Source organism: Avibacterium endocarditidis (assembly GCF_965138825.1).
GTDB classification, from domain to species: Bacteria; Pseudomonadota; Gammaproteobacteria; order Enterobacterales; family Pasteurellaceae; genus Avibacterium; species Avibacterium endocarditidis.
In genome coordinates this window covers 1-21,853 of sequence record NZ_CBCSDH010000026.1, presented here as the reverse complement: position 1 = coordinate 21,853, position 21,853 = coordinate 1, and the positions used below count along the sequence as shown (strand labels likewise).

General features: G+C 42.0%; 20 protein-coding genes and 1 pseudogene. 10 read left to right on the top strand and 11 right to left on the bottom strand.

Going from position 1 to position 21,853, the window contains the following annotated elements; all coding sequences use genetic code 11:
• Positions 1-383: 383 nt before the first annotated feature.
• The 3 genes from dtd to ACNAV8_RS11150 are packed head-to-tail and all read right to left on the bottom strand — an operon-like array spanning position 384 to position 2,154.
• Positions 384-818: a D-aminoacyl-tRNA deacylase gene (gene dtd / locus ACNAV8_RS11160; RefSeq protein WP_103854855.1), complete on the bottom strand. Its 435-nt coding sequence runs from the start codon at positions 816-818 to the stop codon at positions 384-386.
• A complete protein-coding gene (locus tag ACNAV8_RS11155; protein WP_103854854.1) occupies positions 818-1,681 on the bottom strand; it encodes a virulence factor BrkB family protein in 864 nt (287 codons plus the stop codon). Before ACNAV8_RS11155 ends, dtd begins: the two co-directional genes overlap by 1 nt.
• Positions 1,657-2,154, bottom strand: a complete 498-nt coding sequence (locus ACNAV8_RS11150; RefSeq protein ID WP_103854853.1) for a YchJ family protein — start codon at positions 2,152-2,154, stop codon at positions 1,657-1,659. Before ACNAV8_RS11150 ends, ACNAV8_RS11155 begins: the two co-directional genes overlap by 25 nt.
• 174 nt (positions 2,155-2,328) lie before the next feature.
• On the opposite strand from ACNAV8_RS11150, the gene ACNAV8_RS11145 reads away from it, so the two are divergent.
• Positions 2,329-3,828: a helicase HerA-like C-terminal domain-containing protein gene (locus ACNAV8_RS11145; protein WP_103854852.1), complete on the top strand. Its 1,500-nt coding sequence runs from the start codon at positions 2,329-2,331 to the stop codon at positions 3,826-3,828.
• A gap of 87 nt (positions 3,829-3,915) precedes the next feature.
• Here ACNAV8_RS11145 and ACNAV8_RS11140 read toward each other — a convergent pair whose 3' ends face one another.
• From ACNAV8_RS11140 to asnC, 5 genes are all read right to left on the bottom strand, one after another.
• Positions 3,916-4,188 (bottom strand): heavy-metal-associated domain-containing protein, encoded by a 273-nt coding sequence (locus tag ACNAV8_RS11140; protein ID WP_415777730.1) that lies wholly within the window; start codon positions 4,186-4,188, stop codon positions 3,916-3,918.
• The gene (locus ACNAV8_RS11135) at positions 4,185-4,562 is read right to left on the bottom strand and encodes a mercuric transporter MerT family protein (RefSeq protein ID WP_415777729.1); all 378 of its coding nucleotides are present in this window, start codon (positions 4,560-4,562) and stop codon (positions 4,185-4,187) included. Before ACNAV8_RS11135 ends, ACNAV8_RS11140 begins: the two co-directional genes overlap by 4 nt.
• Positions 4,537-5,670 (bottom strand): transglutaminase-like domain-containing protein, encoded by a 1,134-nt coding sequence (locus tag ACNAV8_RS11130; RefSeq protein WP_103854850.1) that lies wholly within the window; start codon positions 5,668-5,670, stop codon positions 4,537-4,539. Before ACNAV8_RS11130 ends, ACNAV8_RS11135 begins: the two co-directional genes overlap by 26 nt.
• Before the next feature lie 415 nt (positions 5,671-6,085).
• Positions 6,086-6,844 (bottom strand): uridine phosphorylase, encoded by a 759-nt coding sequence (gene udp / locus ACNAV8_RS11125; protein ID WP_103854849.1) that lies wholly within the window; start codon positions 6,842-6,844, stop codon positions 6,086-6,088.
• A 32-nt stretch (positions 6,845-6,876) separates the two neighbouring features.
• Entirely contained in the window at positions 6,877-7,329 is a 453-nt protein-coding gene (gene asnC / locus ACNAV8_RS11120) for a transcriptional regulator AsnC (protein ID WP_103853521.1), read from the bottom strand.
• Positions 7,330-7,489: 160 nt separating this feature from the next.
• Between asnC and asnA the strand changes: the two genes are divergently transcribed.
• On the top strand, positions 7,490-8,482 hold the full coding sequence (asnA, locus tag ACNAV8_RS11115; protein WP_103853522.1) for an aspartate--ammonia ligase: 993 nt from the start codon (positions 7,490-7,492) through the stop codon (positions 8,480-8,482).
• Positions 8,483-8,846: 364 nt separating this feature from the next.
• Here the strand turns inward: asnA and ACNAV8_RS11110 are convergent, their stop codons facing one another.
• Together ACNAV8_RS11110 and ACNAV8_RS11105 are read right to left on the bottom strand one after the other, a co-directional pair.
• Complete coding sequence (locus ACNAV8_RS11110; protein WP_103855927.1) at positions 8,847-9,341, bottom strand: YfbU family protein; 495 nt, start codon at positions 9,339-9,341, stop codon at positions 8,847-8,849.
• A gap of 26 nt (positions 9,342-9,367) precedes the next feature.
• Positions 9,368-10,108 (bottom strand): MlaA family lipoprotein, encoded by a 741-nt coding sequence (locus ACNAV8_RS11105; RefSeq protein WP_415777728.1) that lies wholly within the window; start codon positions 10,106-10,108, stop codon positions 9,368-9,370.
• A gap of 311 nt (positions 10,109-10,419) precedes the next feature.
• Between ACNAV8_RS11105 and carA the strand changes: the two genes are divergently transcribed.
• Both carA and carB read left to right on the top strand, forming a co-directional pair.
• The gene (gene carA, locus ACNAV8_RS11100; protein ID WP_103855929.1) at positions 10,420-11,550 is read left to right on the top strand and encodes a glutamine-hydrolyzing carbamoyl-phosphate synthase small subunit; all 1,131 of its coding nucleotides are present in this window, start codon (positions 10,420-10,422) and stop codon (positions 11,548-11,550) included.
• Between the two features lie 72 nt (positions 11,551-11,622).
• Positions 11,623-14,817: a carbamoyl-phosphate synthase large subunit gene (gene carB, locus ACNAV8_RS11095; RefSeq protein WP_103855930.1), complete on the top strand. Its 3,195-nt coding sequence runs from the start codon at positions 11,623-11,625 to the stop codon at positions 14,815-14,817.
• A gap of 103 nt (positions 14,818-14,920) precedes the next feature.
• Here the strand turns inward: carB and ACNAV8_RS11090 are convergent, their stop codons facing one another.
• Positions 14,921-15,715 (bottom strand): IclR family transcriptional regulator, encoded by a 795-nt coding sequence (locus tag ACNAV8_RS11090; RefSeq protein WP_415777727.1) that lies wholly within the window; start codon positions 15,713-15,715, stop codon positions 14,921-14,923.
• Positions 15,716-15,948: 233 nt separating this feature from the next.
• Here ACNAV8_RS11090 and yiaK point away from each other — a divergent pair, with 233 nt between their 5' ends.
• From yiaK to ACNAV8_RS11060, 6 genes and pseudogenes are all read left to right on the top strand, one after another.
• The gene (gene yiaK / locus ACNAV8_RS11085) at positions 15,949-16,947 is read left to right on the top strand and encodes a 3-dehydro-L-gulonate 2-dehydrogenase (protein ID WP_103855978.1); all 999 of its coding nucleotides are present in this window, start codon (positions 15,949-15,951) and stop codon (positions 16,945-16,947) included.
• 27 nt (positions 16,948-16,974) lie between these two features.
• Positions 16,975-17,438 (top strand): annotated as a pseudogene (locus ACNAV8_RS11080) (NanQ anomerase/TabA/YiaL family protein).
• Between the two features lie 8 nt (positions 17,439-17,446).
• A complete protein-coding gene (locus ACNAV8_RS11075; protein ID WP_415777726.1) occupies positions 17,447-17,929 on the top strand; it encodes a TRAP transporter small permease subunit in 483 nt (160 codons plus the stop codon).
• On the top strand, positions 17,926-19,206 hold the full coding sequence (locus tag ACNAV8_RS11070; RefSeq protein WP_103855977.1) for a TRAP transporter large permease subunit: 1,281 nt from the start codon (positions 17,926-17,928) through the stop codon (positions 19,204-19,206). The genes ACNAV8_RS11075 and ACNAV8_RS11070 overlap by 4 nt, the downstream gene beginning before the upstream one ends.
• A gap of 21 nt (positions 19,207-19,227) precedes the next feature.
• On the top strand, positions 19,228-20,217 hold the full coding sequence (locus tag ACNAV8_RS11065) for a TRAP transporter substrate-binding protein (RefSeq protein WP_103855976.1): 990 nt from the start codon (positions 19,228-19,230) through the stop codon (positions 20,215-20,217).
• A gap of 61 nt (positions 20,218-20,278) precedes the next feature.
• The gene (locus ACNAV8_RS11060; RefSeq protein ID WP_415777724.1) at positions 20,279-21,730 is read left to right on the top strand and encodes an FGGY-family carbohydrate kinase; all 1,452 of its coding nucleotides are present in this window, start codon (positions 20,279-20,281) and stop codon (positions 21,728-21,730) included.
• Positions 21,731-21,853 lie beyond the last annotated feature (123 nt).

Below are 21,853 nucleotides of genomic sequence, written 5' to 3'. Positions count from 1 at the left end.
CAGTAGGTGCGGGTGTTGTAGCGAAAATCATCAAATAATGATGATTGCTAGGTAACACTAGAAAAGCTAAAAGCTAAGAGAGGGCATCGAAAGATGCCCTTTTGTTTTGCTTGGATTTTTGAATGAAAAAATTGGAAAAAATGACCGCACTTTTGTTATAAAAGAATAAATAAAGTGCGGTATAAATTTTAGGGATTTTTTCTTTTCTATATTTTATTCTCTCACGTCAAATCTATTTTCATTTGACAGTGAATTACCTTCTATTGGTTTAGTGTTTCAATAAAGAGAATTGGTGCAGAGACACAAAATACATTAAACAGATAATAAAAAACTTAGCGAAAAAGCACCGCACTTTAGTTTTATCTATTTTCTGTTTGTAATCCTTACACCTCCAACCAAAACGTAACCGGTCCATCATTAGTTAAACTCACTTGCATATCAGCGGCGAATTTGCCGGTGGCAGTGGTAATGCGTTGTTGGCTTTTTTGTACGAAGTAATCGTAAAGCTGCTCGGCTTTTTGTGGTGCTGCGCCGTTGGAAAAGCTAGGACGTAGGCCTTTTTGAGTGTCGGCGGCGAGAGTGAATTGGGAAACCACCAGCAATTTGCCGTTTATTTGTTGGACGTTCAAATTCATTTTGCCTTGTTCATCGCTAAAAACGCGGTAGTTCAGCACTTTCTCTAATAAACGATCCGCTTTGCTTTCATCATCTTCTTTTTGCACGCCAAGCAGCACTAACAAACCTTGCTGAATTTGTCCTGTGATGTTGCCATCGACTTCTACTTTAGCTTGGATAACTCGTTGAATTAATGCAATCATTATTGTTCCTCAATTTGCTGTAATTTAATCTCACCATTTTTTAATAAACGCATATCGCCTAGCACCGCAGCCAGTTGCGCGCCGAGCAAAATGGCAATCCAGCTGAGCTGAATCCACAGTAACATAATTGGCAATGTTGCCATTGCGCCATAAATCAGTTGGTAAGAAGGGAAATTGGCGATGTACCAGGCAAAGGCCTGTTTGCCCAAGGTGAAGAACACCGCAGCGACCAACGCTCCAGCAGCAGAATGTTTAATGCTGACAGATTTATTCGGCACAATTTTATAAATTAAAGTGAAAATAAACCAAGTGAGCATAAAAGGGATAAAGCGAAGTAATTTTAAGCCAAAAGGCAAACTCAAATCAGATTGCAGAAAATCTCTCGCTAACGAGGTTACATAGGTGCTAATTCCGATACTGGTGGCAATAATAATTGGCCCAAGGGTTAAAATCAGCCAGTAAATGGCGAAAGAAAACACCGTTGGACGGACACTGCCATCGTGCCAAATGCTGTTTAGGGTGCGGTCAATAGTATTGATGAGCATTAAAGCAATCACAATTAAACTGATGATCCCAACTGCACTCATCTGTTTAGAATTATTCACAAACTGATCAATATATTCTCCCACCATATTGCTGGCGTTTGGGGCAAAATTGTCAAAGATGAATTGTTTCAACTCGCCCGTTACTTCATTGAAAACAGGAAAGGCGGAGAAAATGGAAAATACCACCATAATCAGCGGTACAAGTGCTAGCATTGTGCTGTAAGTGAGATAGCCCGCCGCTTGGGTGAGTTTATTTTGATTGAAACGCAACCAAAACACCTTGAGAAAGAGGCTTAGTTTTCGCCATAAAACTGACATAGCATTACTCCACAACAATGTTTAAATTTCTTCCCTGAACCGCAAATACAAGGCTGCTTCATTGCAGGCAGGGTAACAGTGGGATCGGCAAAATACCAGCGTTCCCCCACGTTTACAAATAAGGATTTTTCGTGATGAATTTGCTCGCCCTCTGCGCTTAAAAATTTCGCCTTAAACTCCACCGCACTATGGGTTTTATCTAATTTAGGATCGTGTTTTAGCACCTCTAAGCCCCGCCACTGGGTTTGCGCCGCCCATTGTTTTAATGCTTCATAGTCCAGCAATGTTTGTTGGCTTGGTACGGTGGTTTCCACAATATAATCAATATCTTGCAACACAAACGCCGCGTAGCGCGAACGCATTAATTGTTCGGCGCTTTGGGCAATTTTTTGCTTTTGATGTAAGGGCTGGCAACAATCTTGATATGCGTTACCCGATTGGCAAGGACAAAGTGCGGTGGTTTTTTCGTCCATTTTTCAACAATGATCCTTCAAGTAGTTGGCAAATTAGCCTAAGCATATCACATCAAGTTGATGATTTCATTTGCCAAAAAGAAAATAGGGCGTACAGAATTTGTGATAATTTTTGACCGCATTTTATTTTTTTCTTATTATGCACCCACATTTTGATCGATTTCAGAGGCTTATATGCAATATTCATTAGCACAAACGGAACAAGGCGACGTTTTAGGATTAACCGCCAAAATGGCAAACCGCCACGGTTTAATCGCCGGGGCAACCGGGACAGGGAAAACCGTTACCTTACGCAAAATGGCGGAGGCATTTAGCGATGATGGGGTGCCAGTGTTTTTGGTGGACGTGAAAGGGGATTTGTCGGGCTTGGTAAAAGCTGGGGAATTCCAAGGCAAAGTGGCAGAGCGCATTGAACAATTTCACCTAGGTGGCGAAAGCTATTTGCAAGGTTATCCTGTTTCTTTCTGGGACGTGTTTGGCGAAACCGGGATTCCATTGCGTACCACCATTTCTGAAATGGGGCCATTGTTGCTTTCTCGTTTATTGAATCTCAACGCCACGCAAGAGGGGTTGCTTAATTTGGTATTTCGCGTGGCGGACGATAAAGGCTTGTTGCTGATCGATCTGAAAGATCTGCGTGCAATGCTGAAATATGTGGCAGAAAATGCCAAAAACTTCCAATTGGAATATGGTAATGTGTCCGCCGCCAGTGTGGGGGCAATTCAGCGTGCCTTACTAGCCTTAGAAAACGAGGGCGCAAGTAAATTGTTTGGCGAGCCTGCTTTAAACCTTGATGATTGGTTACAAACCCGTGATGGACGTGGCGTGATCAACGTCTTAAATTCAGAAAAATTAATTAATTCACCAAAAATGTATAGTGCGTTTTTGCTTTGGTTAATGGCGGAGTTATTCGAGCAACTGCCTGAAGTGGGCGATCCTGATAAACCAAAATTTGTGATGTTCTTTGATGAAGCGCACTTATTATTTGATGGCGCGCCAGCCGCGTTGGTGGATAAAGTGGAGCAAGTGGTGCGCTTGATTCGTTCGAAAGGCGTTGGGATTTATTTCGTTACACAAAATCCATTAGATTTGCCCGATACGGTGCTGGGGCAGCTAGGAAACCGTGTGCAACACGCTTTGCGCGCTTTTACGCCACGCGATCAAAAAGCCGTGAAATCGGCGGCTGAAACGTTCCGCACCAATCCAAAAGTGAATGTGGTGGAAACCATTTCAACCTTGGGCGTGGGGCAGGCTTTGGTGTCTTTCCTTGACGAAAAAGGAATGCCATCACCAGTGGAAATTGCTTATATTTATCCACCAAAAAGTCAGCTTAAACCGATTTCTGCTGAACAGCGCAACCAATGGGTGAAAGATGATGATCTTTACCCTTATTACAATAATTATGTGGATAATGTTTCCGCCTTTGAAATGTTACAAGAGCAGGCAGATCTGGCTGCTGTCGCACAAAAACAAGCGGAACAAGCCCAAGAGGAAGAAGAAAACGGCTTTATGGGAAGCCTTAGCCGAATGTTGTTTGGCAAGAAAAAACGTGGCGAACAACTGAGTGTTACCGAACAAGTGGTGAGCAGCGTGGCGAAATCGGTCGGACGCAACATTCGCAACCAAATCACCAAGCAAATTATGCGCGGGATTTTAGGGGCGTTGAAGAAATAAGATTTTAATTTACATCGTGAAAGGCTTAAAACCCGTGATAAGGTTTTAAGCCTTTTTTCTATATTGTGAGAATTGCGAGAGTTACATTTATTTTTGTACTACTGCGTGATAATGCAACTTATCAATAGCTTGAATGAGCATTTCATCACTCACTTTCTCGTCAGCCACCACATTCACCAAACGTGAATTAAAATTCGCTTTGGTCGATTGCACGCCATCAATGTTGCGTAATTCTTTATTGACTAAATAAACGCAAAGCTGGCAATTCATTTCTTCAATATGCAACGTAACCTTGCGTTCTGCGGCAAGACTTGGCAATGAAAAACTAAGTGCGGTCAAAAAAAGTAAAATTTTTTTCATTCTAAATAATCCAAAATATAAGGTAAAACATAGGGATAAGTTAAGAAAAAGAGAATAATCAGCGCCATTAGCCAATATAAAATTTGCAATGTACGGCGTGAGAGATATTGGCTACAAATCACTTTTCCTGAGAAATTCAGCAGCCAAAAGCCATAGCCAAATGCGATGAGAGAAATCACGAGCATTGGAATTTGCAAAAATGCCAGCTGATTTAAGCTCACTAGCCAAGTGCTAGAAATTCCAAATAACAGATACAACAATGGCGCAATACAGCAGAGTGTCGATGCCACCGCAGCACTCACTGCAGTGGTACATATCGCCCAAAATTTGGCATTTCCGCCTTTCGGATTAGCGTTGCTGCGAGATAAATTCATAACCAAATTCTTTTGCATCAAAGGAATTTAATGGATCGCCGCCCACTTCTGCATAAGGATAACCAAAATTATTGATTGGCGCGAGTTCAGGCGTTGGGTAAAGAGTGAAATCGCGTGCGTGATTAAAGCCCATCCAGTTGCCTTCCCAATTTCCGAATAAATAATCTGAAACTGCTTGGGTATCGCTATCTGCCACTGCTTTTTTCTCTGTTAGGCGATATTTTGCCACGTCCGCGGAATCTACAGGAACCCAGCCAAAACCTGCTAGATAAAATTCCGCACGACAATGTTGTCCGCCATTTTCATTGGCAATTTTGTTTTTGGCGCTACCAAACGCGGATTTAGAATATTTGCCCATTTTCACCGCCTCTCCTAAACGAATACCGAACACTTCGCGAGCGGGAATACCAGAAGCACGCGCTAAAGCAACAAATACAGAATTAATATCCGTGCATTTTCCTTTTAACACGCCTGTTGTTAGGATTTTTTCCACATCACCATCGCCACAGCCTAATACGGAATTATCACGCTCCATATTTGCCACAATCCATTGATGAATACGTTCTGCTTTTTTGAGCGGATTTGTTTCATTTCCTACAATTTTATCGGCATATTCTTTCACGATCCCGTCAATTTTAATATGTTTTGTTGGCTGTAAATAAGGTTGCACATCAACGCCATATTCTATTTTTTCTGGCGCTTGATAATCTTTCAATAAGCCCAGTTTCTTCGGTTCACGATCTTGGGTTTCCACAACCAGCGTAACGGTTAAATTGCGTTTTTGTGCTTCTGGTGTCCAAGTGGCAAATAATGTACTAGCACTATATTGATTATTTTCTGTGATGTAAGCCTGTTGATAATTGCCATCAAATGTGATGGATTTCACCGTTTGATAGTCGTTACTAAAAGGCAATGGTACCCACAAATTTGTTGTTCCTGATGAGCCTTTTGGCACTTGTAAATCATAGGTTTGCGTAAATTCGTAAGTGTGCGTAGTGGTGTTAGGATTTGCCACCGTTTGCGCATTGGCTAACGTTGCCGCTGCGAAAAGTGAGCTGGTAAAAAGTGCGGTGGTAAAAAGTGCGGTGGTAAAAATCGTTTTTTTCATAGAAAACTCCTGTTTACAAAAGGGATTGCAAGGTTACGCCATTCAGTAAAAAATGGGCTACCTTATAGGAATCAGGCGAGAGAAAACGCGTTGCGTCAAATAATTGCCAAATTTCTAACCTTCCTTAAATCCTTAAGAGAAATTGAAAACGGCAAGAATGGTATAACGATGAAAACCAGAATTGAAAACAGTTTGATCATTTCCTATACACAATACTTGCGATATAGCTGTTCAACGAACAAAGGGATTTTACGATTTATGGGTGAAATTGCAATCTTTTGTTGATTGGCGGGGTGAAATAATCGGATAAAAAGGCATAAAATCCATAATGATTGTTATGCTTGATTTTAGAGCGTTAAGTAAAAAGTGCGGTAAAAAATTCGTAAAAATTCCACCGCACTTTCTTTTTCTAACATTAAACCAATAATGCCGCCGCTTTCACCACAATATCAATGGCGTTTTGCTCGGTTTGATGAATGGTTTCTTCATTTGGGATTTCTTGTTGTGTGCGGTTTACAATCGCACCAGCCACCATACCAGCACGCAAGCCTAAAGCAGAACACATAGTAAATAAGGTGGCACTTTCCATTTCGTAGTTCATTACATTTAGCTCTTGCCATTGTTTTAATGAACCTTGATAGTGGCGATAAATTTTGCCAGTGTAAGTGTCGTAGCGCTCTTGCCCTGGGTAGAACGTATCTGATGATGCGGTGATACCAATATGCACTTTCGCTTTATCATTTTCTAATGCCGCTTTGTGAAGCATTGAAGTGCAAGTAAAGTCCGCTACCGCTGGATATTCTAATGGCGCGAAATGACGGCTTGCCCCATCTAAACGCACCGCACCTGTAGTGATCAAAATATCACCCACATTAATATGCGGCTGAATTGCCCCTGTTGTGCCAATGCGTAGGAAAGTGCGCACGCCTAATTGCGCCAATTCTTCCACAGCAATAGAAACCGAAGGCCCACCAATCCCTGTGGAACAAACCACCACGGCCTTGCCATTAAGATAGCCAAGCCAAGAAGTAAATTCTCTGGTCGCGGCTAAAAATTTTGGATTGTCCAATAAACGAGCAATACGTTCAACACGTTCTGGCGCACCGGGAACAATGGCAAGTTGCGCGCCATCTAACATTGCTTTCGTTAAGCCTAAGTGAAATACATCAGACATAATGACTCCTATTTTAGTTATAAATGAATGAGTTATGGAGTAATATCACGCAAAATTGGATTTTGCATTGAAATCAAGGTTTCGGTAGATTGAATTTCATCAATCAACTGAATTTTGGTTGCGAGTACGGAATGAAGCTCCGCAATGGTGTGGGTCATCACCTTAATAAAAATGGAATAATTCCCCGTGGTGTAATAAGCTTCCACCACTTCTTCAAATTTTTCTAATTTCGCGATCACCTTATCGTAATCTTTCGCGCTTTTGAGAATAATGCCAATGAAACAACAGACATCATAGCCTAGTTTACGCTGATCGATGCGGATCTTTGTGCCTTGAATAATACCCGCTTGACGCATTTTTTCTACACGAACGTGAATTGTCCCAGGGCTTACGCCAAAATTTTTCGCCATTTCTGCGTAAGGGGTGCGTGCATCTTTAATCAACACACGCAGGATTTGTTTATCTAAGTTATCAATATTGTGCATTTTCTCTTTCCAAAATTAAATTTGATTTAAAATTATAGCCACTTTTTTATGGAAAAACCATTTTCGATCTTATTTTTGTTTGTGGGTGTTGAATTTTGCTCTCATATCATTAAATAATATGCAACGAAAATCAAAACCAGTAATAAACAAGGTTCATACAATGGAAAAATCATTTATTTTACAACAACAAGAAATTAGCTTTGCTAAAAACACCTTTACCCAAAAACTTTTGGAACATTTAGGTCTTGTAGAAGTTCAGGGCCCTATCCTAAGCCAAGTAGGCAATGGTATTCAAGATAATCTTTCAGGAACAGAGAAGGCAGTGCAAGTAAATGTGAAACAGATCACAGATGCCACCTTTGAAGTGGTTCATTCTTTAGCCAAATGGAAACGCCATACCCTTGCTCGTTTTGGTTTTGCCGAGGGAGAAGGCTTATTTGTACATATGAAAGCACTTCGTCCAGATGAAGATAGCCTTGACCAAACACACTCTGTGTATGTTGATCAATGGGATTGGGAAAAAGTGATCCCTGCAGGTCGCCGTAACCTAGACTATTTAAAAGAAACCGTGCGTGAAATTTATCAAGCAATCTTAGAAACAGAAGCGGCAGTAAGTGAAAAATTCGGTTTAACACGTTTCTTACCGCAGGAAATCACTTTCATTCACAGTGAAGATTTAGTGAAACGCTACCCAGGAATGAACGACAAAGAACGTGAAAACGCGATTTGTAAAGAATACGGTGCGGTGTTCTTAATTGGTATCGGTGGTGAATTATCAGACGGTAAGCCACACGACAAACGTGCGCCAGACTATGATGACTGGACAACCGTTTCTGAGGGCGAATACAAAGGCTTAAACGGCGATATTTTAGTTTGGAACCCAACCTTAGAGCGTGCTTTTGAGCTTTCTTCAATGGGTATCCGTGTAGATGAAACCGCTTTACGCAAACAGCTTGCCATTACAGGTGATGAAGATCGCCTACAATTTGACTGGCACCAAGATTTAGTAAACGGTCGCTTACCCCTTTCTATCGGCGGCGGTATCGGTCAATCTCGCTTAGCGATGTTATTGTTGCACAAAAAACACATTGGTGAAGTGCAATCGAGCGTATGGCCTAAATCTGTAATGGAAGAGTTTGCTAACATTCTTTAATTTCCTTAAAAGCATAAAAGCCTAACTTTTTGATTTGCTGTCAAAAATTCAGATGAATTTAATGACTAGGCCTTGTCTTGCACTGGGCTTAGTCCTTTTAATTTCATTTGAATATTGCGTCTGGTTGACAGTTATTCTCGTTAAATAGCGTCATTAATGAGCCTATGAATATCATATTTTTGAAACATTAATAATACTAAACATAATTTAGGGAGTAGCTGGAGAGCGTAATATTCCACTGATTGATGTATGCCTGCTCATTCTTGGCTTAAAGAATAATGTTTTTTCATAAAAAAATCTGCTCCTTAATTGGTTGACCATATTCAACTTTTAGGGAGCAGATCACTATGCTGTGGTTTTCACATTAAGCATTCAAGATTTTTTGAATTTCTGCCATACTTAAATGATATTCATGTGGGCAGCTGCGCCACGCTTCGAGCATTTTGATGTATTTATCCCACATTGGCGTTTGTGAATCACAACCGTGCTCGCATTGCATAAATTCTGCGTATTTGCCTTCTGTGGTGGTGATAAAACGTAAGTAATTGAGGTATTTTTTCTCACGCACCGCACAATAACCGGCAAATTGTAAGCGGTGTGGCGTAACAGCAGATTTGTCGCCGAGATTATTATAAGAAACGTGCAGGGCGTGGTACATTTCCAGCGTGTCGCGTACAGTTTGGCATTCTTGTTCTGAAAGATTAGAAAATTCTTTATCTAACTCTTTCAATTCTAAGCCAAAACCGCCTTTTACAATGGTCTCTAAGCGGGTATATGCTGCCGCATTATTGGGATCTAATAAGCCCATTAATTTGTATTGGTTGGCTAAGATCAAACGCTGTGTTGAGGTCATTTCCATTTTTCATTCCTTCTTATTTTTAGTCTTTAGTCAATTTCTTTTAGTTCGTCAGCCGATAATGCGGGCGTTTCACTGCTCACATTGCCATCTTTAACATGATATTCCAAATTTTGGAAATAGGCTTCACGGAAGGTGACATAAGGATCTTGTGCTTGTTGTAAAAGGGCGTCTTTATCAAGCAGTTTGGCACGACGATCAATGCCTTGAATACCCCATTTGAATAATCCCCAAGGGCCAAGCAAAGATAGCATTGGGTAGGTAGTATCGACTAAATTGCCTAGATCTTGGCGTGGCGTTGCTGGTCCATACATTGGTAACATCACATAAGTACCCGTTTCGACACCATAAGCACCTAATGTATCACCAAAGCGGCGTTTTTCTTCAACACGCAAAGGCGGGCTTGCACTTGCCCAGTCAATTAAACCACCTAAGCCGAAAATACTGTTAATCCAGAAGCGATTGAAATGCACCATTGCTTTTTTAAATTCACCTTGCAATAGGCGATTGACGAAACTGGCTGGCTCATCAAGGTTATTCGCCACATTGATAATACCTGTTTTCACTGGCTGTGGTACATAGTTTTTCCAGCCTTTTGCAACAGGTTTAAGAAGATAAGGATCAGCGACATGATAGTTAAAATCAAACATTGCGCGGTTAAAGCCCTCTAAAGGATCTTTGCGCTCACCAGTTTGCGGATCAATGGTCGCACAGCCTGTAAGCATTGCAGAACCCAGCACCAGGCTGGCAAGTAATACGGATTTTTTCATAAATAAGCCTTGTTACTTAAAATAAGGTACATTGTAAACAACTTGGTGAAAATCTACAAAATAAATCAGAGAAAAATAAATCGCTTGCATTATATTGATTATTTATGCAAAATTAATGAATAAATATACTACACATTCCTTACGAATTTGCTTGAATATTGGGCTATTGTCTTTTAGAATTAGCCCGTTTAGCCTGTGAGCTAACCACCAATGCAATTTAGCGTAAAACGCCAAACCAAAGTGCGGTGCTTTTTCACTAAATTTCGGTTAACGAGCATTCGTAAGTGTTCACCTACAATTAAGGAGTTTTTATGTCTAGTCCAGCAATTTTAGTCTTGGCTGACGGCAGTGTTTTTCACGGTACATCAATCGGTGTAAATGGGCATACCATTGGCGAAGTGGTGTTTAATACCTCAATGACTGGCTATCAAGAAATTCTCACTGATCCCTCTTATTTTCAACAAATCGTTACCCTTACCTATCCCCATATTGGTAATACTGGCACAAACACAGAAGATCAAGAAAGCCATGCCGTGTATGCCAGCGGATTAATCATTCGTGATTTACCGTTATTACACAGCAACTTCCGTGCCAATCAAAGCCTTGCTGATTACCTAAAAGCCAATAATGTCGTCGCAATTGCGGATATTGATACTCGTCGCCTCACCCGTTTATTGCGTGATAAAGGTGCAATGGCAGGCTGCATTATGGCAGGCGATATTGATGAGAAAAAAAACCTTGAGCTTGCACAAGGTTTTGGCTCAATGGCGGGCAAAGATTTAGCTCAAGAAGTTACCTGCCAAACCCCTTATGAATGGACACAAGGAGAATGGCAACTGGGTAAAGGCTACAACCCGCAGCCAGAGCAACAATATCACATTGTCGCTTATGATTTTGGTGTAAAGCATAATATTCTACGAATGCTCGCCGAAAGAGGCTGTAAAATCACCGTTGTGCCAGCTAAAACCTCAGCAGAAGAAGTGCTAGCCTATCAACCTGACGGCATTTTCTTATCCAATGGCCCCGGCGATCCTGAGCCTTGCGATTATGCCATCAGCAATATTCAAACCTTGCTCAAAACGAAAAAACCGATTTTCGGCATTTGTTTAGGGCATCAATTACTCGGGCTTGCTGTAGGTGGTAAAACGAAAAAAATGCCATTCGGGCATCACGGTGCAAACCACCCCGTGCAAGATTTGGATACGCAAAAAGTGTTCATCACTAGCCAAAACCACGGTTTTGAAGTGGACGAACACAGCCTACCAAAAAACGTGAAAATAACCCACCGCTCTTTATTTGATCATTCCGTGCAAGGCATTGAGTTGACCGATCAAGTGGCATTCTCTTTCCAAGGCCACCCTGAAGCTAGCCCCGGCCCAAATGATGTTGCCTATTTGTTTGATAAGTTTGTGGCGGCGTTAGAACAAGCTAAACAAAAATAAAACCAATGATGAGCCACAAAGCTGGATTAACAATCCATACACAACGTTAAAAATATTATAAGAGAAACTAAGATGCCAAAACGTACAGACATAAAGACAATATTAATTATCGGTGCTGGCCCGATTGTGATTGGGCAGGCTTGTGAATTTGACTACTCAGGCGCACAGGCCTGTAAGGCGTTGCGTGAAGAGGGATATAAAGTGGTGCTGGTAAATTCCAACCCAGCCACCATTATGACCGACCCCGATATGGCGGACGTTACCTACATCGAGCCAATCACTTGGCAAACGGTGGAAAAAATCATTGAGAAAGAACGTCCTGATGCTATTTTGCCAACAATGGGCGGGCAGACTGCGTTGAACTGTGCTTTAGATCTTTCCAAAAATGGCGTGCTGAAAAAATACGGCGTGGAGTTGATTGGGGCAAGCGAAGATGCCATTGATAAAGCAGAAGATCGTGGACGCTTTAAAGAAGCAATGGCGAAAATCGGTTTAAATACACCAAAATCCTTTGTTTGCCATACTTTCGATGAAGCTTGGGCAGCACAGACAGAAGTAGGCTTTCCAACCTTAATTCGTCCGTCTTTCACAATGGGCGGTTCGGGCGGTGGAATCGCCTATAACCGTGATGAATTTGTCGCCATTTGCGAACGCGGTTTTGATGCCTCGCCAACCCACGAATTACTTATCGAACAATCGGTGTTAGGCTGGAAAGAATATGAAATGGAAGTGGTGCGGGATAAAGCGGACAACTGCATTATCGTCTGCTCCATTGAAAACTTCGACCCAATGGGCGTACATACGGGGGATTCCATTACCGTTGCCCCCGCACAAACCCTCACCGATAAAGAATATCAAATTATGCGTAACGCCAGCCTTGCGGTGCTGCGTGAAATCGGCGTGGATACGGGCGGTTCAAACGTACAATTTGCCATTAATCCTGCTAACGGCGAGATGATCGTGATCGAAATGAACCCGCGTGTGAGCCGTTCTTCAGCCCTTGCCTCGAAAGCCACAGGATTCCCAATCGCAAAAGTGGCAGCGAAATTAGCGGTGGGCTATACGCTGAACGAATTGCGGAACGACATCACAGGCGGGCTAATTCCTGCGTCTTTCGAGCCATCCATTGATTATGTGGTAACCAAAGTGCCTCGTTTTGCCTTTGAAAAATTCCCGAAAGCGGACGATCGCCTCACTACGCAAATGAAATCGGTCGGCGAAGTGATGGCAATGGGACGCACTTTCCAAGAAAGCTTGCAAAAAGCCTTGCGTGGTTTGGAAACGGGCATTTGTGGCTTCAATTTGCTGTCTGAAGCCCCTGAGAAAATCCGCACCGAGCTAGGTAATCCCGGCCCGAACCGCATTCTTTACGTTGCCGATGCCTTTGGTGCAGGCTTTAGCTTGGAAGAAGTGCATCATTATTCCAAAATCGACCCGTGGTTCTTAGTGCAAATTCAAGATTTGGTGCAAGAAGAATTGGCGCTTGAGCAAAAAACACTAGATCAGCTCGATTATGCAGAGCTTCGCCGTTTAAAACGCAAAGGCTTCTCCGATAAACGCATTGCTCAGCTAGTGAAAAGTAGTGAAAGTGCGGTGCGAAACTTACGCAAATCTTTCCATCTTCACCCTGTCTATAAACGGGTGGACACCTGTGCGGGTGAATTTAAATCCGACACCGCCTATCTCTATTCTACCTACGAAGAAGAGTGCGAAGCCAAGCCTTCGGAGCGGAAAAAAATTATGATTTTAGGCGGTGGGCCTAACCGTATCGGGCAAGGGATCGAGTTCGATTATTGCTGTGTACACGCCGCCCTTGCACTTCGCGAAAGCGGTTTTGAAACCATTATGGTAAACTGCAACCCAGAAACGGTTTCCACCGATTTCGATACTTCCGATCGTTTATATTTTGAACCACTTACCTTGGAAGATGTGCTAGAAATTATTCACGTTGAACAACCTTATGGCGTAATCGTGCATTATGGCGGTCAAACCCCGCTGAAATTGGCAAATGCCTTGGCAGAAAATGGCGTGAAGATTATCGGCACATCGGCGGATAGCATTGACGCGGCGGAAGATCGCGAGCGTTTCCAACAGATTTTACAACAGCTCGGCTTAAAACAGCCAAACAACCGCATCGCACGCAATGCCATTGATGCGGTGAAATTGGCGGAAGAAGTGGGCTATCCGCTGGTGGTGCGTCCTTCTTATGTGCTGGGCGGGCGTGCAATGCAAATCGTGTATAACGTGGACGAACTCAATCAATATATGCGTGAGGCGGTGCAAGTGTCGGACGACAGCCCGATTTTGCTCGACCATTTCCTAAACAATGCCATTGAAGTAGATGTGGATTGCATTTGCGATGGCGAACAAGTGGTGATCGGTGGCATTATGCAACACATCGAACAAGCGGGCATTCACAGCGGCGATAGTGCTTGTTCACTTCCACCATACTCTTTGAGCAATGAAATTCAAGATGAAATCCGCCGTCAAACAGTGGCAATGGCGAAAGCCCTGAGCGTGGTGGGCTTAATGAACGTGCAATTTGCGGTGCAAGACGGCGTGGTTTATGTGTTAGAAGTGAACCCGCGTGCCAGCCGTACCGTGCCATTTGTGAGCAAAGCCACAGGGCGACCACTTGCCAAAATCGCCGCGCGTGTAATGGCAGGAATGAGCCTCAGCGAACAACAAATTCAAGGTGAAATTCAACCGCACTTTTATGCGGTGAAAGAAGCGGTTTTCCCATTCATCAAATTCCCAGGCGTGGACACCATTTTAGGGCCTGAAATGCGTTCCACTGGGGAAGTGATGGGCGTGGGGCAAACCTTTGCTGAAGCCTTTATCAAAGCCCAACTCGGGGCGGGCGAACGCATTGCCAAAACGGGCAAAGTGTTCCTTTCCGTTGATGACAAAGACAAAGCCCGCTTGCTGCCTATCGCTCAACGCTTGCAAGAACAAGGCTACGGCTTATGTGCCACCATCGGCACAGCAAAATTCTTACGCGAAAACGGCATCTTCGCGCAAATCGTCAATAAAGTGCGTGAAGGCCGCCCACATATTGTGGACGCCATCAAAAACGGCGAAATCGCTATGGTGATAAACACCGTAGGCAGCCTGCCTGAAAGCGTGGAAGACAGCCACTCCATTCGCCGCAGCGCATTACAACAAAAAGTGTTTATCCAAACCACCCTCGCCGCCGCCGAAGCCTTAGTGGAAAGCGTGAAGAATTTAGATGATTACAAGGTTTACGCCTTGCAAAACTTACATTAAGCAAAAGGGCAAATGCCAAAAAAGCAAAGTGCGGTGTAAAATTCGCGAGTTTTTTATATCAATAAAAAGGCTGGGAAACCAGCCTGTTTTTCGTTGGGAGAATTTATTCTGCGATATTTTCATACCCTAATTCTTTTGAAATTGCCCTTGCTACGTTTTGAATTTTATTTAGCAGATAAGGAATACCAATCTGACGCAGTTTATAAGATGAAAGTGATACTGAAACTGCGTAATCTACAATTCCGTGGTAATTAAAAACTGGGCAAGCCACGCAAACCACACCGATTTCATTCTCTTCTCTATCCATTGCGAATTGTTCTTGTCGAATATCATTTAGCTCTTTTTCCATTAAATGAATATCTGTGACGGTGTTGCTAGTAAGCTGCTTGATATTATGTTTTTGTTGTTGCCAATAATGGGCGAGATAATCTTCATTCTTTTCGTAAGCAAGGTAAAGTTTGCCCATTGCTGAACAGTAAAGCTGCAATCGTTGTCCGATATAGGCTTGGGTTCGTAGCATACCTGTGGTGGGCTCAAGTTTATAGATCATAATGGCGTGATCATCTTCTCTTTTAGAGAAATTAACGGTTTCGCCAAGGCTAAGATTAAGCTCTTCTAAATAAGGTGCCGCAACATTAATAATGTTTAACGAAGCAAGCATTTTTTGCCCTATTCCTAAGCATTTTGTTGTTAAACGATAATTTCCTGCAATTCCTGATGGTTGTACATAGCCTTCGCTTTGCAATCCTTGTAATAAACGATGTACGGTACTTTTATTTAACTGTGAAATTTCAGCTAATTTTGCAAGTGGGCATCCATTTGGAAAGTCGCTCAAAATATCAATTAAGCGAAGCCCTCGAATGAGGCTTTGATTGCCACCAACTTTATCTTCAGACATAGTGATTCTCCAAGCTATTTTTAAGCATTTAGTCTAACAAACTTACTATACGCTCTCTATTTCATATTGTGGAATAAAATTTCAAATAAATGAGAGATTGATCACAAATTGAGAAAAAATATTTTAACTAATTGATTTTAATAGTTTTTTATTTTTAGTGGAAGATTGACTTTATTTTGCTTAATAATGTAATTTATGGAACATAATTTCACAATATGAAATAAGAGGTCGTTATGTTAGTTTCCTATGAAGATTTAAAAGCCGAATTTAAACGCGTTTTACTTGCACGCAATGTGCGTGAAGAAATTGCAGAAGAATGTGCCACAGTGTTTGCTGATACCACACAGGCCGGTGCTTATTCCCACGGTGTGAACCGCTTCCCACGTTTTATCCAACAATTAGAAAATGGTGATATTGTGCCAGAAGCTGTGCCAACAAAAGTGTTGTCGTTAGGTGCGATTGAGCAATGGGACGCTCATCAAGCCATCGGTAATTTAACGGCGAAAAAAATGATGGATCGTGCAATGGAAATTGCTGATCAATATGGCATTGGGGTCGTTGCATTGCGTAATGCAAACCACTGGATGCGTGGTGGAAGTTATGGCTGGCAAGCCGCAGAGAAAGGCTATATCGGTATTTGTTGGACAAATGCGTTAGCGGTTATGCCACCTTGGGGAGCAAAAGAATGCCGTATTGGTACAAACCCACTGATTATTGCCGTTCCAACGAACCCAATTACGATGGTCGATATGTCTTGTTCTATGTATTCCTATGGAATGTTAGAAGTTCATCGTCTATCTGGTCGCCAAACCTTTGTTGATGCAGGATTTGATGATAATGGCAATTTGACCCGTGATCCTGCTACGGTTGAGAAAAATCGTCGTTTATTGCCAATGGGCTTTTGGAAAGGATCTGGGCTTTCAATCGTGTTAGATATGATTGCCACTTTACTTTCTAATGGCTTATCCACCGCTGCTGTTACAGAAGATAAAGATGACGAATATTGCGTCTCTCAAGTCTTTATTGCCATTGAGGTTGATCGCTTAATTGATGGGAAAACGAAGGATGAAAAACTTAACCGCATTATGGAATATGTGAGAACTGCGGAACGTGCTGATACTGATGTTGCAGTTCGCCTACCCGGACACGAATTCACAACGATTTTAGCGGAAAATAAAGCAAAGGGTATTCCTGTTGATGATACCGTATGGGCGAAGTTGAAAGCATTATAGTGTGATGAGTGAATAAAAGGAGTGAGCATGTACTTTGGGCATATTAATCATTTCAATGCCAAGGCTTTTCCAGAGGCCATTCAGATTGCATTGGCGTATTTGAAAAATACTGATTTTGATCAACTGCCAGCAGGGCAATATCCAATTAAAGAGCGGTTGATTTTTGCACAGGTTTTGGATTTGGAAACTAAACCCAAAGCAGAAATCTTGCCCGAAGTACATCGCCATGATCTTGATGTGCAATATTTACACTGCGGACAAGAGCGGATTGGTGTGGCTCCAGAGCTGGCAGCAATCCTATTGCTCAGGAATATAATCCGGAACGCGATATTCTTTTTTATCAATCAGCAGAAAATGAGAGTGAATTGATGATGAGAAAAGGCAATTTTGCGATTTTCTTCCCTGAGGATGTTCACCGTCCTGCTTGTATTGATGAACAATCGTGTCATATTCGTAAAGTAGTTGTGAAAATCGCGTTGAGCGAGATTTGAGGTGAAAAATGAAATCTCTCGTTAATGTTATAGCTAAAATACTCAGCATTACTGTTGTGGCTATCCTTGCTACTATGTCGTGCTTGGTTTTTCTCAATGTAGTATTACGCTATGGTTTCAACAGTAGCATTAATATTACAGAAGAAGTTTCTCGTTATTTATTCGTGTGGCTCACATTTCTAGGTGCAATTCTTGCGTTTAATGACAATCAGCATGTCAGCGTGACTATTCTAACCAGCAAACTTTCAGCATATAAACGCTACTGTTTAAGTCTAGTTACTGACGGTACGATGTTGTTCTGTTGCTATTTGATAGTTGTCGGTGGCTGGACACAATTTCAGCTTAATCTAAGTAATTTCGCACCAATTTCAGGATTGCCACAAGGGATCACCTATCTCGCCAGCGTTGTAGCGGGAGTGTTTATTGGTGTGTTACTCATCACGCGTATTTGTGCGAATGCGAGTTTGTTAGTGAAAGGAGAAATTCAATGACCGTTATTATCTTCCTTTCTGTGTTACTTGGTGCCATCATTTTAGGCATTCCCGTTGCCTTCTCCTTATTAATTTGTGGCATTGCCTTGATGATTCATTTAGATTTATTTGATGCACAAATCTTGGCACAACAAATTGTGAGTGGTGCAGATAGCTTTTCATTAATGGCGATCCCATTCTTTATTCTTGCCGGTGAAATTATGAATGAAGGGGGATTATCAAAACGAATTATTGATTTGCCAATGAAATTGGTTGGGCATAAACGCGGTGGTCTAGGTTTTGTAGCGATTTTAGCGGCGATGATTATGGCGAGCTTATCAGGTTCTGCCGTGGCTGATACCGCAGCCGTTGCTGCAATGCTCTTGCCAATGATGAAGACAACCGGTTATCCCTTAGGGCGTTCAGCTGGTTTAATTGGTACCGCTGGTATCATTGCGCCAATTATCCCGCCATCAATTCCGTTCATTGTGTTTGGTGTAGCGAGCGGTGTTTCCATCACCAAGCTCTTTTTAGCAGGTATTTTCCCTGGAGTGTTAATGGGGAGTTGTTTAGCGGCACTTTGGTGGTGGCAGGCTAAACGCTTAAACCTGATGACATTCTCTAAAGCAACCAAACAAGAACTCTGTATTTCCTTTAAAAATAGTATATGGGCGTTGCTATTACCCGTTATTATCATTGGTGGTTTCCGTCTCGGTATTTTTACCCCAACGGAAGCGGGAGCTGTTGCGACATTTTATGCTTTATTTGTGGCAATCTTTATTTATCGAGAACTGAAAATTAGTGCATTGTACAAAGTGCTACTTTCAGCAGGTAAAACCACAGCAGTAGTAATGCTGTTAGTTGCAGCGGCAAATGTTACAGGTTGGCTAATCACCATCGCAGAATTACCACAAATTATTACGGAATTACTAGAGCCGTTAATTGAATCCCCAACGTTACTACTTATTGTCATTATGCTTGTAGTTTTTGTTGTCGGAATGGTAATGGATCTTACGCCAACCGTCCTTATCTTAACCCCTGTGCTAATGCCTCTCGTTGAAGAAGCAGGCATTGATCCTGTGTATTTTGGCGTATTGTTTATCTTAAATACCTCTATTGGTTTAATTACACCACCTGTGGGCAATGTATTGAATGTAATTACTGGCGTGTCAAAACTTCCTTTTGACGAGGCGGCCAAAGGTATCTTGCCTTATATGCTCATGATGATTGTCTTATTATTTGCCTTTATTTTTGTTCCATCACTTATTTTGACACCACTTTCGTGGATGCAACCTTAATCAAAATCCAAGGAGATTATTATGAAACTATTTAATTTAAAAACCTTAGCCACATTAGTGACTAGCGCAGTGATGTTGACTTCAACTGCAGTTAATGCTGCAACCACATTACGTTTTGGTTATGAAGCACCGCGTAGTGATACTCAACATATTGCTGCGAAAAAATTTAATGAGCTATTAAAAGAGAAAACAAAAGGTGAATTGAAATTAAGCCTATTTCCTGACAGCACCTTAGGTAATGCGCAAACAATGATTAGCGCAGTGCGTGGCGGTACCATTGATATTGAAATGTCTGGTTCACCAAACTTTACTGGGCTAGAGCCAAAATTAAACGTGATTGATATTCCATTCATCTTTAAAGATCGCGAACACGTTTATAAAGTGCTTGATGGTGAAATTGGACAGGGTTTATTAAAAGACCTTGAAGCTCAGGGGCTAAAAGGTTTAGCGTTCTGGGACGTGGGTTTCCGTGCTTTCTCAAACTCAAAACATCCTGTCACGAAACCTGAAGATATTAAAGGGCTAAAAGTGCGTACTAACCAAAATCCAATGTATATTCAAGCCTTTACACTGCTAGGGGCAAACCCAGTACCAATGCCGCTTTCAGAGCTTTATACCGCTCTTGAAACTCGCGCGGTAGATGCGCAAGAACACCCAATTGGCATTTTCTGGTCTGCTAAACTTTATGAAGTGCAAAAATATTTGAGCCAAACCAATCACGGCTACACCCCATTAATCGTTGTAATGAATAAAGCAAAATTTGATGGACTTAGCGCTGAGTTGCAACAAGCCATCTTAGATGCCGCAAAAGAAGCAGGGCAATATCAACGCGATCTTAATGTCAAAAATGAGCAAGAAATCGTAGCTAATTTACGGAAAGCTGGTGTTGAAGTGATTGAAAAGGTCGATACCGCACCGTTCAAAGCCGTTATTGAAGCGGATGTGCGTAAATCATTTATCGACAAACACGGTGATCAACTCGTGAAAGAAATTGATGCGTTAGCACAATAATCAAAGTGCGGTCGAAATTTTCAAGATTTTTCGACCGCTTTTTATTTTTGGGAGAGCATAAATGACTTACTATTTAGGCATCGATTGTGGTGGCACTTTTATTAAAGCCGCATTATTTGATGAATTCGGCACGATGTCGGCTTGTGTGCGAGAAAACGTGCCACTCATCAGTGAACAAGCAGGGTATGCTGAGCGTGATATGCCGCAGTTATGGCAAATTTGTGCCAAGGTAATCAAGAAAACCATTGAACAAAGTGGAGTATCTGCCACAGAAATCAAAGGTGTAGGAATTTCAGCACAAGGGAAAGGGGCATTTTTGTTAGATCAGCAAAATCAACCTCTTGGGCGTGGAATCCTTTCCTCAGATCAACGTTCACTAGACATCGTCAAACAATGGCAACAAGCAGGTATCCCAGAACAGCTTTATCCAATAACACGCCAAACTTTATGGACTGGACACCCCGTTTCGATTTTACGTTGGCTTAAGGAAAATGAGCCTGAACGTTATGCCAATATCGGTGCTGTGTTGATGTCACACGACTATTTGCGTTTCTGTCTAACTGGGGAGCTATTTTGCGAAGAAACCAATATTTCAGAATCCAATTTATACAATATCAACACCCAGCAATACGATCCTGAATTGGCCGAATTACTTGGTTTGCCGGGGATGACGGAAAAATTTCCGCCGATCGTCAAAGCAAATCAAATTGCTGGTTATGTCAATGAACAAGCTGCACAACTAACCGGATTAGCACAAGGCACCCCCGTAGTGGGCGGGCTGTTTGATGTGGTTTCTACGGCACTTTGTGCGGGTTTAGATGATGAAACGAAATTAAATGTGGTGCTCGGAACTTGGTCTGTAGTGAGTGGGGTAACGGATCATATTGATGATAGCCAAAGCCTTTCATTTGTCTATGGACGTTATGCGCAAGAAGGAAAATTTATTATCCACGAAGCTAGCCCAACATCGGCGGGTAATCTTGAATGGTTTGTGAAAGAATGGGGAAATCTCAGCTATCAGGCGATCAATGATGGTATTGATGAATTACCTATAACCGAAAGTGCGGTGCTTTTTGTGCCATTTTTATATGGCTCAAATGCAGGGCTAGGAATGAAATCTGGATTCTATGGGATCCAATCTCATCATAACAAAATGCACCTGTTTCAAGCCATCTATGAAGGGGTGCTATTCAGTATGAAGTACCACCTTGATCGAATGTTGCAACGTTTTCCAAATACGCAAGTGCTACGCATTACCGGTGGGCCAGCCAAATCGCGAGTATGGATGCAAATGCTTGCTGATCTCACGGGAATGAAAATTGAAGTTCCAGCAATTGAAGAAACAGGGTGCCTTGGTGCCGCAATGATGGCAATGGAGGGGACTCAAGGGCGTGCAATGCCATTCACCGCGAAACAACAATGTTTTACGCCAAATACGCAAAACTTTGCTATTTATCAGAAAAAATATCAGCGTTATCAGAAGTTTGTTTCCGCATTACAATCTTTGTTATAAATAAAAGTGCGGTCAAAATTTCACTAATTTTATTAGGAAAACAAAATGAGAAAACACAAATTAGGCATTTATGAAAAAGCCTTACCTAAACATATCAGCTGGCAAGATAGACTTTCCATCGCC